Annotated in this window: 15 protein-coding genes and 3 tRNA genes; 10 read left to right on the top strand and 8 right to left on the bottom strand. The window is 70.9% G+C overall.

Translation table 11 applies throughout. The features are described from left to right. The first annotated feature begins 57 nt into the window (after positions 1 to 57). Genes C503_RS0133370 through C503_RS0133350 form a run of 5 tightly spaced genes read left to right on the top strand, consistent with a single transcriptional unit; the run spans position 58 to position 3,389 of the window. A complete protein-coding gene (locus C503_RS0133370) occupies positions 58 to 513 on the top strand; it encodes a hypothetical protein (RefSeq protein ID WP_018686573.1) in 456 nt (151 codons plus the stop codon). After that, positions 513 to 1,766, top strand: coding sequence for a WXG100 family type VII secretion target (locus tag C503_RS43870; protein ID WP_026316954.1), 1,254 nt, complete (start codon positions 513 to 515; stop codon positions 1,764 to 1,766). The genes C503_RS0133370 and C503_RS43870 overlap by 1 nt, the downstream gene beginning before the upstream one ends. After that, positions 1,763 to 2,029: a hypothetical protein gene (locus C503_RS0133360; protein ID WP_018686572.1), complete on the top strand. Its 267-nt coding sequence runs from the start codon at positions 1,763 to 1,765 to the stop codon at positions 2,027 to 2,029. The genes C503_RS43870 and C503_RS0133360 overlap by 4 nt, the downstream gene beginning before the upstream one ends. Before the next feature lie 47 nt (positions 2,030 to 2,076). Further along, the gene (locus C503_RS0133355) at positions 2,077 to 2,850 is read left to right on the top strand and encodes a spectrin repeat-containing protein (RefSeq protein ID WP_018686571.1); all 774 of its coding nucleotides are present in this window, start codon (positions 2,077 to 2,079) and stop codon (positions 2,848 to 2,850) included. After that, positions 2,847 to 3,389, top strand: a complete 543-nt coding sequence (locus tag C503_RS0133350) for a hypothetical protein (RefSeq protein WP_018686570.1) — start codon at positions 2,847 to 2,849, stop codon at positions 3,387 to 3,389. Before C503_RS0133355 ends, C503_RS0133350 begins: the two co-directional genes overlap by 4 nt. Here the strand turns inward: C503_RS0133350 and C503_RS0133345 are convergent. Beyond that, positions 3,386 to 4,147 (bottom strand): helix-turn-helix domain-containing protein, encoded by a 762-nt coding sequence (locus C503_RS0133345; RefSeq protein ID WP_018686569.1) that lies wholly within the window; start codon positions 4,145 to 4,147, stop codon positions 3,386 to 3,388. The two genes, C503_RS0133350 and C503_RS0133345, sit on opposite strands and share 4 nt — an antisense overlap. Before the next feature lie 68 nt (positions 4,148 to 4,215). Then, positions 4,216 to 5,439 (bottom strand): L,D-transpeptidase, encoded by a 1,224-nt coding sequence (locus C503_RS0133340; protein WP_051115005.1) that lies wholly within the window; start codon positions 5,437 to 5,439, stop codon positions 4,216 to 4,218. A 395-nt stretch (positions 5,440 to 5,834) separates the two neighbouring features. On the opposite strand from C503_RS0133340, the gene C503_RS0133335 reads away from it, so the two are divergent. Further along, on the top strand, positions 5,835 to 6,038 hold the full coding sequence (locus C503_RS0133335) for a cold-shock protein (RefSeq protein WP_018686567.1): 204 nt from the start codon (positions 5,835 to 5,837) through the stop codon (positions 6,036 to 6,038). Positions 6,039 to 6,123: 85 nt separating this feature from the next. On the opposite strand, the gene C503_RS0133330 is transcribed toward C503_RS0133335, so the two are convergent. The 4 genes from C503_RS0133330 to C503_RS0133315 all read right to left on the bottom strand — a co-directional run bounded on the left by C503_RS0133330 (position 6,124) and on the right by C503_RS0133315 (position 9,567). Next, on the bottom strand, positions 6,124 to 6,465 hold the full coding sequence (locus tag C503_RS0133330) for a hypothetical protein (RefSeq protein WP_018686566.1): 342 nt from the start codon (positions 6,463 to 6,465) through the stop codon (positions 6,124 to 6,126). A gap of 259 nt (positions 6,466 to 6,724) precedes the next feature. Continuing rightward, on the bottom strand, positions 6,725 to 8,968 hold the full coding sequence (locus C503_RS0133325) for a heavy metal translocating P-type ATPase (RefSeq protein ID WP_018686565.1): 2,244 nt from the start codon (positions 8,966 to 8,968) through the stop codon (positions 6,725 to 6,727). A gap of 1 nt (position 8,969) precedes the next feature. Continuing rightward, the gene (locus C503_RS0133320; RefSeq protein ID WP_018686564.1) at positions 8,970 to 9,179 is read right to left on the bottom strand and encodes a heavy-metal-associated domain-containing protein; all 210 of its coding nucleotides are present in this window, start codon (positions 9,177 to 9,179) and stop codon (positions 8,970 to 8,972) included. Positions 9,180 to 9,270: 91 nt separating this feature from the next. Next, on the bottom strand, positions 9,271 to 9,567 hold the full coding sequence (locus tag C503_RS0133315) for a metal-sensitive transcriptional regulator (protein ID WP_018686563.1): 297 nt from the start codon (positions 9,565 to 9,567) through the stop codon (positions 9,271 to 9,273). A gap of 237 nt (positions 9,568 to 9,804) precedes the next feature. On the opposite strand from C503_RS0133315, the gene C503_RS0133310 reads away from it, so the two are divergent. The 4 genes from C503_RS0133310 to C503_RS0133295 all read left to right on the top strand — a co-directional run bounded on the left by C503_RS0133310 (position 9,805) and on the right by C503_RS0133295 (position 10,965). Then, on the top strand, positions 9,805 to 10,050 hold the full coding sequence (locus tag C503_RS0133310; RefSeq protein ID WP_018686562.1) for a hypothetical protein: 246 nt from the start codon (positions 9,805 to 9,807) through the stop codon (positions 10,048 to 10,050). A 449-nt stretch (positions 10,051 to 10,499) separates the two neighbouring features. Continuing rightward, positions 10,500 to 10,572 (top strand) — tRNA-Glu (locus C503_RS0133305). Positions 10,573 to 10,603: 31 nt separating this feature from the next. Further along, positions 10,604 to 10,677: transfer RNA gene (locus C503_RS0133300), tRNA-Asp, on the top strand. A 214-nt stretch (positions 10,678 to 10,891) separates the two neighbouring features. Continuing rightward, positions 10,892 to 10,965: transfer RNA gene (locus C503_RS0133295), tRNA-Phe, on the top strand. Between the two features lie 68 nt (positions 10,966 to 11,033). Here C503_RS0133295 and C503_RS0133290 read toward each other — a convergent pair. Both C503_RS0133290 and C503_RS0133285 read right to left on the bottom strand, forming a co-directional pair. After that, complete coding sequence (locus C503_RS0133290; RefSeq protein WP_026316953.1) at positions 11,034 to 12,353, bottom strand: tyrosine-type recombinase/integrase; 1,320 nt, start codon at positions 12,351 to 12,353, stop codon at positions 11,034 to 11,036. Between the two features lie 536 nt (positions 12,354 to 12,889). Further along, on the bottom strand, positions 12,890 to 13,090 hold the full coding sequence (locus C503_RS0133285; RefSeq protein WP_018683367.1) for a helix-turn-helix domain-containing protein: 201 nt from the start codon (positions 13,088 to 13,090) through the stop codon (positions 12,890 to 12,892). Between the last annotated feature and the right edge of the window lie 557 nt (positions 13,091 to 13,647).

Here is a 13,647-nt window from a genome sequence, read left to right as displayed (position 1 = left end):
GGAGGTCGGGGTCACGGTGGGTCACCCTGGTACGGCAACCGGAGCGGGAGACGAAACATGACGCGGGTTCACGACATGCGGCAGGCAGAGGCACTACTCGCCAAACGCTCGCCGCTGGAACTGCACCGGGTGGATTCGAATGTGCAGGCCGGGCCACGAGTCGACTATGGACCGCTGGTGGGCGAGAACGCGGGTGCCGTCGAGGCCGACTACCCGGCGCTGCACGCGGCCGATGAGCGGTTGGCCCGCCTGCAGACCCAGCTGGAGGATCGGCTGCGCGACGCGGAGCACCTGGCCGAGCCGCTGCGCAACGGCACCGGGCCGGTCGCCGGGCCGATGGCGCAGGCGTTCCTGGACCGCGCCGACAACGACCGCGGTGTGCGCGCGGTGCTGCGTGACTACCTGGCCGAGCTGGGCGCGGTGCGGGCGAGCATCGGCGCGACGCTGGCCGCGTACCAGGACGTGGACGAGCAGGCGAAGGCGGCGGTACAGCACGTGGACGGTGTGGCCTGATGCAGGACTACAACGCCGATCGCAATGGCCAGTACCGCTCCGACCGGCACGCACTGTCGGCCGAGGGGCAGGCGCGCGCCCGGCACCGCGCCGAGATCCGGGCGGAGAACCGCGACGCGCGGACGTTCTCGCAGATCAACTGGGCGGGCTACGACCACCCCACGCTCTACAACATGATCATGACCGCGCATCCCGAGGACATGGACACCAAGGCGCGCGGCTGGGCCAAGCTCGCGGGCGAGATCACCCAGGTCACCGACGAGGTGCAGAGCACGCTGCGGGACGTGCTCGGCAGCTGGCGAGGACCGGCGGCGGTGCGCGCGGCCGAGTCCAACACCCGGCTCACCGAGTGGGCGGGCGACGCCGCCTACCGCGCGGGACAGATCGGCGAGGGCCTGTCCACCTACACGGACGCGGTCGTGCACGCGCAGTCCCGGATGCCGGAGCCGGTCTACTACTTCGCCGAAGAGAACTTCATGGCGGGCTACGACGTCGAGGTCACCGACGACCCCAGCGGGCGGGTCCTGCTCAAGCAGCTGACCGACGACCAGCGACCCAAGCTGGAGGAACGGAACAACGCCTGGGCCGAGGCGGTCCGCGTGATGCAGCAACATGGCGGGACCGCCGAGGGGATCTCCCTGCCGGACCTGCCCGAGGCACCGCCGCAGACGACGACATCCGCTCCGCCCAAGGTCGACGTGGCCGACCCGGGCGGCGGCGGGGGGACTCCCGTGCCGCCGCAACCCCCACAGCCGCCCAGACCCCCGCATCCGCCAGTACCGCCGGTGCCACCGGTGCCGCCGCCCGGTGGTAACGGCGGCGGTGGGGGTGGCCCCGAGACGGGTGGGACCACGGTGTCCACCTACACCGGGCCCACCGGCCTGCCGACCGGTTATCCGACCGGGACCGGCGCTCCGGTGGGGACCGGTTCCGGGTCGGGCGGGTTCGGCCCTGGCGGCGGCTTCGGGCCGGGCGCGGGCTTTGGCCCTGGCGGTGGGTTCGGTGTGGAGGGTGGGCCCGGTGCCGGGCGCGGCTCGGGGTCCATGTCCGGGACCGGTGCGGCCGCGCGTGGTGGCACGGGCATGGTCGAGGGCGCGGCCGGGCGTGGCGGCGCCAACGGGAGCATGTACCCGCCGATGAACGGTTCTGGGGCGAAGCGCGAGGAGGACGCGGAGCACAAGAACCGGTTCGAGGAGGGCCTGGACCTGTTCGACGACCTACCGCCCGCTTATCCGTCGGTGTTCGGCGCGTGAGCGGCTACGCCGTCGACCCCGGCGAGCTGCGGGTCGCGGCGGCGGTGTTGACCGACGCCGCCGATACCGTCGCCGCGGTGGAATTGGCTGATATCACGGCGGTCGGTCCGGCTCGTGTGGACGCGGCGGTCGCGGCGTTCACAATGGACGCCGGGAACGCCCTGTCGGCCACCGCGTCGGCACTTTCCGGCGCGGCGGCTGCGGTGGCCGGAGTGGATTACGCCGAAGTGGACGAAGACAATGCCCGCCGATTCCGGATCTGACCAGGGAACGGATTTCGGGCCGATTCGAGGAGACCGGAGGCGCCGATATGCCTGACGCTTTCCCCGGCCTCGGATTCGACCCCGCCCCCGGTTCCCCGGACGCCGCGATGGCGGTGGCAGCCGAATATTTGACGGCTGCCGATGCCCTCGATCAGGTGAACCCCGCCGTGCGACGGGCTCGCGCCGCGACCGAGGGCTGGACGGGTCCCGCCGCGACCGCGTTCACCGTCCACCTGGCGGACCTGCCCGCGAACCCGGCCGACCGCGCCACGGCCCTGCGCGCCGCCGCCGACGCCCTCGCCTCCTGGGCCCAGACCCTCGCCGAGTCCCGCCGCGCGGCCGACGACCTGGAACGCCAAGCCGTGCTGGTGCGCAGGCAGGTGGCCGACGCGGAGGACGACCTGCACCAGCGCCGGGGCGAGCTGGACCTGGCGGCCACGTCATCGGCCGCCGCCCAGGCCGGGCTCCCCCACGCGGCCGCGGAATCGGCGCTGGCGGATCTCCGGGACCGGCTGGAGGCCGTGCTCGCCCAGGCCCGCACCCTCGCCGCCGACCACAACCACGCGGCCGACGAGCTGGCCGACCGCCTGGACTCCCTGCACGGCGCCGCGCCGACCCAGGCGAGCAATCCCGCCCGCTCGATCGCCGACCTGCTCGACCGCGTCTCGACCACCTCGGCAACCCTGGCCGCACTGGTGACCCGGGCCCCCTCCGGCATCGTCGGTTCGGGTGGGGCAGCCAGGTTGGCCAGTGTGTTGTCCAGCGCGGGCGCGTCGGAGTTCACCCGGGGTGAGGCCATCCATATCGGTGAGAGCCGGTGAGGCTGGCGGCGGTCGAGGGGGTCACGCCGGTGTCCCTGCGGTCGGTCGAGGACACCGCGCTGGAGCTGGGGACGCTCATGATCGCCGCACGGGGACCGGAGGCCGTGCACGACCCCGGTGTCGCCCAAGCCGCGCAGGAGGCCGCCGAGCTCGCCCACGCCAGCGGCGCGGGCCTGCTCGCCGCCGTGACCCACCCCGATGCCGACCCGGCGATCCTGACCGTGGTGCTCACCCAGGCCACCGCCCCGAACGGATCGACCACCGCCGCCGCGCTCGGACAGGAGCTCCGCACCGCGCGCGGGCCGGACATCCACGACGTGACCGAGTCGCACACCGAACGCGGCTATCCCGTGGTGATCGCCGAACGGATCTCCGCCCGCGCCCCGGGCTGCCAGCTCCAGGCCACCGTGATCGAGCCGGACGGCCGCCGCCTGGCGATCTTCACGCTGCACTCCACCACCGGCAGAGGCTGGCTGGAACTGGCCGCACAGCTCGGCAAACTGATCTTCACGATCGACTTCCGGGCGACGGTCTACTAGGTGGTCAGGACGCGGTCGCGGTACTCGCGTGGGGTGGCGCCCACTGTCTTGCGGAAGGTGCGGGAGAAGTGGGCCGCGTTGGCGAAGCCGCACTGTCGCGAGATCTCCCCGATGGCCCGCACCCCCAACGCCGGGTCGGCCAACAGCTCCTTCGCCCGTTCGATGCGCATGGCGCGGATGCGGCCGGAGATGCCGTCGCCGTCGTCGAAGAGCTGGTAGAGGCGGCGGCGGGAGATGAACAGGGCGTCGGCGATGCGTTCGGCGGTCAGCGCCGGGTCGGCCAGGTGCTCACGGATGTAGTCGACGGCGGCGCGGCGGCGGGTGGCCAGGGCGTCGGTGCGGTCCAGCTCCGCGCGCAGGGCGCTGCGCAGCACCAGCTCCGCCAAGCCGAGCAGGTAGGCGCGGGTGCCGTGCGGGTCCAGGGTGTCCGCGACGGCCAGCAGGTGCGCCACCGAGGCCGTGACCAGGGACCGCAGCCCGTCGGCCAGCGGGACCGGCTGGAACAGCAGCGGCCGCAGCTCACCGAAGCCCACCGACAGCTTGGCCGTGGACACCGTCAGCAGCACCAGGTCCTCGCCAACCCGCAGCGAGCACTCGCCGAAGGTCAGCGCGGCACCGCGCCCCGGGGTGGCCATCCGCGCGAGGAGCTGGACCTGTTCCGGCTCGGCCCGCGATCGGCCGGGGTCCATGGCCAGCCGGGCGGCCGTCGCGCCGGACGCGCGTACGACCAGGTAGCCGGTCGGCACGGTCTCACCCATGGTCGTCCACTCTAAGCACGCCGGAGGGCGGCTCCCCTGCTGGGAGCCGCCCTCCGGGTAGCACGTGATCAGTTCGCGGTGGCCGACATCGCCTTCCAGGCGTCCCAGGACAGTGCCCAGTCGTAGTAGTCGCCGTCGGCCTTGCCCAGCTGCTGGGTGCTGCCGGTGATCTCCACCGGGTCGCCGACCAGCACCGAGTCGTAGTAGATCTTGGCGTTCGCCGGGGAGAGGTTGATGCACCCGTGCGAGACGTTCCGCTTGCCCTGGGCCGGGATCGACGGGCCGTAGCCGTGCACGAACTCGCCGTTGTTGGAGATCCGCACCGCCCACGGGACGACCACGTTCTCGTAGCCGTACTTCGGGTTGGTCATCGCGTAGGTGGCGCTCTTGTTCATCACCACGTGCGTGCCGCTCTTGGTGACCCGGCCCGGGTCCGACTCCAGGCCCATCGAGGCCGGGAAGTCCTGGGTCTGCTGCCCGTCGGTGACCACGACCATCCGGTGCGTCTGGGTGTCCGCCTTGACCACCTGCGACCGGCCGATGGTGAACGACGAGGTCACGTCGTTCCGGCCGAACGCGCCGCCGCCCAGGTCGACGCCGTAGACGCCCGCGGTGACCCGGACCGTGGTGCCCGGCTTCCAGTACTCCTTGGGCCGCCAGTGCGCGGTGCTGTCGTCCAGCCACGCCCAGGCGCCCTCGGCCTCCGGAGTGGTGGCCACCTTCAGCGCCTTCTGCGTGGCGACCTTGTCCTTCACCGGGGAGTCGAAGCTCACCACGATCGGCATCGCGATGCCGTAGGTGGCCCCGTCGCCGGTGTTCAGGCTGGCCCGCACGGTGCGCTTGGGCTTGACCGTGGTGAACGCGCCCGCGATGGGCGAGGTCTTGCCGTCGGCGCCGACCGCGCTGCCCGCCCAGGTGTAGGTCTTGCCGTAGCCGAGCTGCTCGGCCGCGGTCCAGGTGGTCTTGTCGGCGGACAGGTCGCCCTTGACCTGCTTGCCGTCCGGGTTGGTCAGGGTGACCGCGCTGAGCGTGCCGTCGGTGACCGCGACCGTGATCGGCCCACCCGGGCTGGCGTCCTTGGCGTCGGCTGCCGGGGTGGCGACGATCTTCATCGTGGGGACCGCGGGCGTCGCGCTGGTGGTCGTCGCCTGCTGCCCGGCGGGCAAGCTGTCATTGGTGGACGCCTCGGACGCCCCGGAGGTACAGCCGCTCAACGCGAGCACCGTGACCAACCCGGTGCCCAGCAACGCCACCGGCAGTCCCCACCGTCCTTTGAGCCCGCGTCGCGCCATCCCGCTTCCCTTCCCCCACAAGCCGATCCCCGCCTACCGTCCCGACACCCATAACGACGCCGCGTCCGCCCGTGACGTTGGCCCAAACTATTGTGACTCATGTCACCTTCGATGGAATTTCGGGGCAATCCGGAGAGCGACCCGTTCGCTTCGGAGCGTATCGGAGTAGATCACCCGCTTGGGCTAGCCGAGCGCCCGTCAGGCAGTAGTGCGGCCTGCGGTGAGCCGATACGCTTTCGGTTGCAGGCCGTGGTTTCTGTGTTCGTGCTATTTCACGCTCGCGGAACGACGATCGCGGGCGCGCTGCTTTTCCGCTGCAGTGGGCGGAAGTATCGCCCGGGGGCGGCCCGGGGTTGCACGGTGCAACCCCATGCTCCTGCGATGGAGGCAGGTTTATGGCACAGGGCACTGTCAAGTGGTTCAACTCCGAGAAGGGCTTCGGCTTTATCGCACAGGACAACGGCGGCGCCGATGTCTTCGTGCACTACTCGGAGATCCAGTCCAAGGGTTTCCGCACCCTTGAGGAAAACCAGCGGGTCGAGTTCGAGGTCGGTCAGGGCACGAAGGGCCCACAGGCCACGAACGTGATTCCGCTGTAATCCCGCGTCGAGACGTCAGTGAGCCCCGACCACGCCGGTCGGGGCTCACTGGTGTCCGTCGGATGTTCGTGGTGGTCGGGGTGGTTCAGGAGCGCTGCAGCTGCTGGGCTTCCCACTCCAGGCGCTGCATGACCCACTCCTGGGCCAGTGCCATCGGGGAGGTCTGGCGGTACGCGGCCAGCTCGCGCAGCTGCTCGTTCGCCATCAGCGACAGGCGCAGCTGGTAGACCTCGGCACCACCGAAACGGCGGCCCGACGCGGTGGTCTCGGTGTCGGCCTCCGGGGCGAGCGCGGCCAGGTACGACTCCAGCTCGCGGTCCGGCAGGGCGTCCTCGGCCTGCTCTCGCCCGACGGTGCGGTGGCGCCCCGTGTTGGTGCCGACCGCCTTGAGGTCGGTGCGGCTGCGTCCGAAAGAGGGAAAAGGCACCGGGACACGATAACGGTTCGGTTGCGCGGCCGCAGGGGGTGTGACTGGTGACACAGCAACCTGGACCGTCCCACCACCGTTGACCTGCGGAGATATGGAGAGGCCCCCGCGCCAGGGGGAGGAACGCGGGGGCCGGAGGGGATCTCCACAGGCGCTGACCGGGGGTGTGTCAGCCAGACGATTGTTGCACGTGCACTCGTCTGTGGGGAGGGGCCGAGGCGGAAAAATTGCTGAGAATGTTCACCTGATGTTCGCCTTGCTATGTGGCCTTTCCACCGCTATCGGCCGCGGGCCGGAAACCGCGCAGGCGCAGGCTGTTGGCGACCACGAACACGCTCGACAACGCCATCGCCGCGCCCGCGATCATCGGGTTCAGCAGGCCGAGCGCGGCCAGCGGCAGCCCGGCCACGTTGTAGGCGAACGCCCAGAACAGGTTCCCCTTGATGATCCCGAGCGTGCGCCGGGACAGCGCGATCGCGTCCGCGGCCAGCCGGAGATCGCCGCGCACCAGGGTCAGGTCGCCTGCCTCGATCGCCGCGTCCGCCCCGGTGCCCATGGCCAGGCCCAGATCGGCGGCGGCCAGCGCGGGCGCGTCGTTCACGCCGTCGCCGACCATCGCCACCACGGCCCCCTCGGCCCGCAGCCGCTCGACCGTGGCGACCTTGTCCGCTGGCAGCACCTCGGCGATCACCTCGTCGATGCCGACCTCGGCCGCGATGGCGCGGGCCACCGCCTCGTTGTCGCCGGTCAGCAGTACCGGCCGCAGACCGAGGCCGCGCAGCCGGGCCACCGCCTCGGCACTGCTCGGCTTCACCGCGTCGGCCACCGCGACCAGGCCGAGCGCGACGCCGTCGGCACCGACCGCGATCACCGTGCGGCCCTTGGCCGCCGCCGCCCGCCGGGCCGCGGCCAGCTCGTCCGACAGCTCGATCCCGTGGTCGGCCAACAGCCGCGGCCGCCCGACGACCACCGCCGAACCCTCGACGGTGCCGGTGACACCCAGGCCCTCGGTGTTGCGGAAGTCGGTGACAGCGGGGAGGTCCGCGCCCGCGTGCGCCGCGATCGCCTGGGCGACCGGGTGTTCGGAGGCGGACTCCACCGCACCGGCCAGCCGCAGCAGCCGAGCGGTGTCGACACCCGCCGCCGGGAGCACGTCGACCACGGACATCCGACCGGTCGTCACCGTCCCGGTCTTGTCCAGCACCACCGTGGTCACCCGGCGCGTGGACTCCAGCACCTCCGGGCCCTTCACCAGGATCCCCAGCTGCGCGCCGCGGCCGGTCCCCACCAACAACGCGGTCGGTGTGGCGAGGCCCAACGCACACGGGCAGGCGATCACCAGGACCGCCACGGCCGCGGTGATCGCGGCGTCGGCGTCGGCACCGGAGAGCAGCCAGGCCACCAGGGTGACCACCGCGATGCCCAGCACCACCGGCACGAACACCGACGACACCCGGTCGGCCAGCCGCTGCACCCTGGCCTTGCCGGTCTGCGCGCGCTCGACCATCCGGGCCATCTGCGCCAACTGCGTGTCCGCACCGACCCGGCTCGCGCGCACCACCAGCCTGCCGCTGGTGTTCACCGTGCCGCCGACGACCGCCGAACCCGGACCGACCTCCTCCGGCACCGACTCGCCGGTCACCAGCGACCGGTCGACCGCCGAGGCGCCCTCGGTGACCACCCCGTCGGTGGCGATCTTCTCGCCGGGCCGGACCACGAACAGCTCGCCGACCCCCAGCCGCCCGATCGGCACCCGGGTCTCGACACCGTCGCGCAACACGGCGACGTCCTTGGCGCCCAGGGCGAGCAGCGCCCGCAGCGCCGCGCCCGCCCGCCGCTTCGACCGGGCCTCCAGCCACCGCCCCAGCAACAGGAAGGTGGTGACGCCGACGGCGACCTCGAAGTAGATGTCGGCGGTGCCGGTGTCGCCGCGCGGCAGCAGGCTGAACTCGTGCCGCATGCCGATCATGCCCGCGCCGCCGAACAGCAGCGCGTACACCGACCACAGGAACGCGACGGTGACCCCCATCGACACCAGCGTGTCCATGGTCGCCGCGCCGTGCCGCAGGTTCACCGCGGCCGCGCGGTGGAACGGCCACGCGCACACCAGCACCACGACGTAGGACAACGCCAACGCCGCCCACTGCCAGGTGGGGAACTGCCACGCCGGGACCATCGATACGGCGATCACCGGCAGGCTCAGCGCCAGCGAGATCAGGAACCGCAGCCGCAGGTCGCCCGCGGACAGGTCGTCGTCCTCGACCGGCGCCTCCGGCCGCACCGGGCTGGCCGTGTAGCCGGCGTGCGCGACGGTGTCGACCAGCGTGGTGGTGGGCAGACCGGGCGGGAACTCGACGGTGGCGCGCTCGGTGGCGAAGTTCACCGAGGCGCGCACCCCGTCCAGCTTGTTGAGCTTGCGTTCGATCCGGCCCGCGCACGAGGCGCAGGTCATCCCGCCGATGGCGAGCTCGATCCGGTCGGGGGGACGCTCAACGGTGGTCATGTCAGCTCGCGAGCTCGTATCCGGCCTCGGTCACCGCAGCGGCCACGGCGGAGCGGTCCAGCGCGGCGGTACTGGTCACCGTGACGGCGCCGCTGGTCAGGTCGACCCGCACGTCGGAGACCCCGCCGAGCGCGGTGATCTCCTCGGTGACGGAGGCGGCGCAGTGCCCGCAGGTCATGCCGGACACGGTGTAGACGGTCTGGGAAGACACGAAACTGGTTCCTCTCAGGGTTCGGGTGTAGGCGCACCCGGCCGGGGGTGGCTCGATATGGGGCGCGAGCGCTTAAGTCAGCCCGCGAGGTCTAGGACTTGACCAGGCGGGCGATGGCGTCCGCGGCCTCGCGGACCTTCACCGCGGCCGCCTCGTCGCCCTCTCGGGCAGCGGCGACCACGCAACCGGCCATGTGCTCCTCAAGCAGCTCCAGCGCGAACGCCTGCAGTGCCTTGGTCGCGGCGGAGACCTGGGTGAGGACGTCGATGCAGTAGGCGTCCTCGTCGACCATCCGTTGCAGGCCGCGGACCTGGCCTTCCACCCGGCGCAGTCGGCGCAGGTGGGCGTCCTTCTTGGCGCTGTAGCCGGGGGCGTGCTCGTGCTCCATGCCATCACCATACCCCTAGGGGGTAGGGGTTCGCGGGCGAGGTTGTGTCGATCACTCTCGGGCGCCCTCCGAACGGGTGAGCACATGATCGGTAAACTCCTGGCAACCTGTTACCCGGCATCCGAAAACTGATCACCGACGGCTACCGAGCGTGCGGTGCGGTTCACTCTGCGGGGGGCTGTGTGGGCGGGGACTTGTCTCATAGCCTCACGCAAAACAAAAGCCGGGGAGGCAGCCATGAGTGGGTCGCTTGAAGTGCGCAGTTTTCTTCTTCAGCAAGACAGCCTCGGGACCTCGACGCAGTTCTCCACCGGCGTCCCGGCCCCGCGCTCCGGGGAGACCTCCCGGGTCTCCGACGACCAGGTGCGGCGCGCCCGGCTGGCCGTCGCGATGGGCGCCCAGTCCCCCGAGGACTGCCGTGAACTGCTGGAAATGCTCGGCCTCATCGACGGCGAGGACGGCGTCCCACCGGTCCGCCGCTGAGTCGGCCGCCCGGCTCCCCGGGCCGCGCGTGAGGGCGTGGCCGGATCACCGAGCGGTGCCGCGGACATCACAGGCGGATCTCGCGAAGATCATTTCCGGACCCCCGCCCCGCTCCGGTCCCGAACCGGTGAGCCGATTTTCGGACCTGACCACAATTCCACGATGACGATCACGCGCTGTGATCTTCGACCCGGTGCCGCGGGTCGCGGGTCGCAGCGCTTCCTTTATGGGTCGGCCCCGCCGGCCCGCCCACCCACCCGCCGAAGATCGCGGACCCGGCCCGCCCGGGAGCGGCGTTCCCGCAGGTAGATCCACAAACGGAGGGGCCGTTTTGGAGGACAGGGGCCGCGTGCCCTAAGCTATCCCTGCTCCCAGCGAAGCGGACGAGCCCGAGCGGCCCGGCGGTAGACCTGGAAGCGCGGTCGATCGGTTCGCCCGGAATTGGTCGGGCTCCCATCGTCTAGCGGCCTAGGACTCCGCCCTTTCAAGGCGGCAGCGCGGGTTCGAATCCCGTTGGGAGCACGGAGAGACAAGCGGTACGGTTAGACAGCAAGGCCCTGTGGCGCAGTTGGTTAGCGCGTCGCCCTGTCACGGCGAAGGTCGCGGGTTCGAGTCCCGTCAGGGTCGCGAGCTTCTTCGACTTCTCATGCCCGCAAAAGCGCGGGCATGAGAAGCTCGCAGGAGTTTCTGGGGGGCGACCCCCCAGGCCCCCACGGTGCGTGCTCCTTTCGATCCAGCGGTGTTGGGTCGGGTGGGACCAGCTACTGGTGGGGGTCGCGTTGTAGTTGGTGCCGGTTAGGTTGGTGGTGCCGGTCGTTGGTTGTTTGTTTGTGTTTTGCCTGGCCAGGTAGCTCAGTTGGTACGAGCGACCGCCTGAAAAGCGGTAGGTCGGCGGTTCGACCCCGCCCCTGGCCACGTGTGTTGAGCAGGCAAAACGCCCGCCCTGGTGATCAGGGCGGGCGTTTTGCGTCTCAGTTCCCGTCTCAGTTGGTCCCCCAGAGCAGCCCTCCAAGCTGCGTGGCCACGCCCTGCTTGAGCACGTTGAGCACGTGTTGGTAGCGCCTGAGCATGGCCACGTTCGACCACCCCATCAGCTCCATGACCACGCGCGGGTCCACTCCAAGGATGAGCATTACCGTGGCGGCAGTGTGACGCGCGTCATGTAGGCGCGCCTTCCGGACGCCCGCTTCGGCCTGGAGCGCGTACCACTCGTTCCGGTCCATCGTCGGATCGATCGGGCGACCGTTGGGCTGAGCGAACATCCACCCGCCTTCCTGCCACTCCGTCCCTGCCAGCTCCCGCTCCTGGGCCTGTCTGGCCTCATGCGCTAGCAGGAGGTCGAAGAGCTGGTCCGGGAGCACAAACTCGCGGACACCGGCCCGAGACTTCACCGCGGCTTCCACCAGGCCGCCCCCGTGCTTCTGCGGGCACCACCGAGCGTGACTCGTGCAGTCCGGCGGGCAAGGAGGAGGGCATTTGCGCTGGTGACGCTTGCACTCCTCCTTGCAAGGCTTCACCTTGTGGTACCTCTCCCCGCAGGCGTGCGGGTCCCCACAGCCGTGCTCCCACGTCCGCCGTTGCAGCTGCGAGGCCACCCTGAGCGTCTTGGTCGACTTCTTCAACCGGGCCCACTTGAAGCCGATGGACTCGCCCTGTCGCGTCCCCATGGCCAGCCCCAAGACGAACCGGACACCGTTCCGCCGTTCCAGGGCCGCAGCGATGAGCTTCTTCACCTCCTCGATCTCGTAGGGCTCGATCTCCTCGTCCTCGACTCTGGGAGCCTTGGCCAGCTCGACAGGGTTGCGGGGGATCTCGCCGCGCTTGTGGGCCTCACCGAATGCTGTACGCGCCGTGCGGTGCACCTGGTGGGCGGTCGCGGGCTTGGCGCCGTTGGCGATCATGCGCGCGTACAGCTTCTCGAAGTGCTCCGGTCTGGCCCGCTTCATGCGGTGCTTGCCCAGGCCCGGGACGAGGTGGACCACGACCGCCGTGCGATAGGCCCGGTAAGCCTTGTACTTCACCGAGGGCTTGACGATGAACTCAAGCCAGTACAGGAGCCATTCCTCAACGAGTTTGTCCCTGCCGGGCTTGGTCGCCGTCCCGTCATCGCGCTGACGCTCCAACGCCTGCACCGCCTTGATCACCTCACCTTCGGTTTTGCGCTCGACGTGGCGCCGGTCGGGGCTGCCATCGTCTTTGAGGCCCATGGTGACGCGGCCGTGCCACTTGCCGTCTTTGCCTAGGTAGATGGACGAGGCGCCGTTAGGACGTCGTGTCCCCTCTGGCCGCTGGCTGCGTGGCATGTGATGTCTCCCGATTGGTCTGGACGTTGCTGTGTCGTGAGGGCGCGATGGAGCGGCTTGGGCCGTTCCCGGGCCTGTCCGCTCGGCTGTGGCGGGGAGGGACGCGGCAGTGGGGATGGGGGCGTGTTTCCGGGCTGGTGGGCTGTGTGGCCGGGGGGCGCTGTCTGCCTCCCTGGCCTCCCTGTCGGGGGTGTTTGTGCTGTTGAGGGTGGGGAGGCAGGGGCAGGGAGGCGGGTAGGGAGTTCTCCCTGTCTGCCTGGTGGCTCCCTGCTGGTCTCCCTGTCACGTCCCTGGGGGGTGCGGGGCGTTCGGCGGGCCGGTTGCGGTGGCGTGGGGAGGGAGCGGGCGGGGGAGCAAACCCCGGTTTTCGGGGGTTCGGCCAGCGGCGGGGGAGATGGTGTTGATCTTCCCCGGGTGGTGTTGTGCCTGGTGAGGGCGGGGAAGGTGGGTGGGGAAGCAGGAGGGGATTTTCCCCCCGGTTCGGGTGCTTCCCCACCTGCTTCCCCGTGTTCTTCCCCGCTGTGTGCGGGGTGGTGTCAGGCGGCTGGCTGGCGGCTGAGCCGTTGGGTGAAGGTGGTGAGGGCGTCGTGAGGGACGCGGCGGAGGCGTCCGATGCGGACGGTGTGGATGTCGCCGGTCTTGATGAGCGCGTACATGCGGGTGCGGCTGATGGACAGTTGCGCGGCGGCCGCTTCGACGGTGTGCAGGACGCGGGCGGCGGGGGTAGTGGTGTCCACTGTGGAGATTCCTTCCGGTCGGTGCGGGCGGGGGTGTCGAGCGGTCCGGCGGGTGGTGCGGCCCGGGGAACGCGGCGGGGTGCCGCTAGGTGCTAGGGCGCTGGTGGTGGCGGGTGCGGGCCGCTAGTGGGGGTGCTAGGTCTAGCGGGGCGGGCCGCTAGGTCTAGCGGCTCCTGCGCGCTCTCCCCGGCCCGGCACGCGGGGGGCGGGGTAGGGGTGGAGAGTGACAGGTCAGGGGCGGTGTCACGAGTCGTGACAGGTGCGTGACACCGGTCGTGACAGGGGACGTGACACTCGCGTGAGGGGTGCCGTGACAGTCGCGTGACAAGATCATCCGGGGTTCTCCTGGTTCTCTACGCGCAGCCGCGCGCGGGAAGCGGTCGGGCGGGGTGCCCAGGGCTTGTTCGGGGCGGTTTTCGCGGGCCGGCGGGAGGGGGTCCCGTGGGTCCCGTTGGCGGTGTTCGTGCTGGTCGGGGCGCGGGAGTCCGGTACGGGACCGGGGCGGGACTAGTCCCGTACCGGGGGCGGGGGTCCCGTGCGGGGTCCCGCGTGTCCGG

Origin of the sequence: Actinokineospora enzanensis DSM 44649, assembly GCF_000374445.1 — a bacterium.
GTDB lineage: Bacteria > Actinomycetota > Actinomycetes > Mycobacteriales > Pseudonocardiaceae > Actinokineospora > Actinokineospora enzanensis.
Note: the sequence above shows the minus strand (reverse complement) of the source record. Positions and strands in the feature narration are given on the sequence as shown.

What these genes read in the sequence shown, in the direction of transcription:
- C503_RS0133315 (WP_018686563.1), bottom strand. Translation starts at nt 9,567, where the DNA reads ATGGAGCACGAGCACGCCCCCGGCTACAGCGCCAAGAAGGACGCCCAC.
- C503_RS0133370 (WP_018686573.1), top strand. Translation starts at nt 58, where the DNA reads ATGACGCGGGTTCACGACATGCGGCAGGCAGAGGCACTACTCGCCAAA.
- C503_RS0133310 (WP_018686562.1), top strand. Translation starts at nt 9,805, where the DNA reads ATGAGTGGGTCGCTTGAAGTGCGCAGTTTTCTTCTTCAGCAAGACAGC.
- C503_RS0133340 (WP_051115005.1), bottom strand. Translation starts at nt 5,439, where the DNA reads ATGGCGCGACGCGGGCTCAAAGGACGGTGGGGACTGCCGGTGGCGTTG.
- C503_RS0133325 (WP_018686565.1), bottom strand. Translation starts at nt 8,968, where the DNA reads ATGACCACCGTTGAGCGTCCCCCCGACCGGATCGAGCTCGCCATCGGC.
- C503_RS0133290 (WP_026316953.1), bottom strand. Translation starts at nt 12,353, where the DNA reads ATGCCACGCAGCCAGCGGCCAGAGGGGACACGACGTCCTAACGGCGCC.
- C503_RS0133335 (WP_018686567.1), top strand. Translation starts at nt 5,835, where the DNA reads ATGGCACAGGGCACTGTCAAGTGGTTCAACTCCGAGAAGGGCTTCGGC.
- C503_RS43870 (WP_026316954.1), top strand. Translation starts at nt 513, where the DNA reads ATGCAGGACTACAACGCCGATCGCAATGGCCAGTACCGCTCCGACCGG.
- C503_RS0133345 (WP_018686569.1), bottom strand. Translation starts at nt 4,147, where the DNA reads ATGGGTGAGACCGTGCCGACCGGCTACCTGGTCGTACGCGCGTCCGGC.
- C503_RS0133355 (WP_018686571.1), top strand. Translation starts at nt 2,077, where the DNA reads ATGCCTGACGCTTTCCCCGGCCTCGGATTCGACCCCGCCCCCGGTTCC.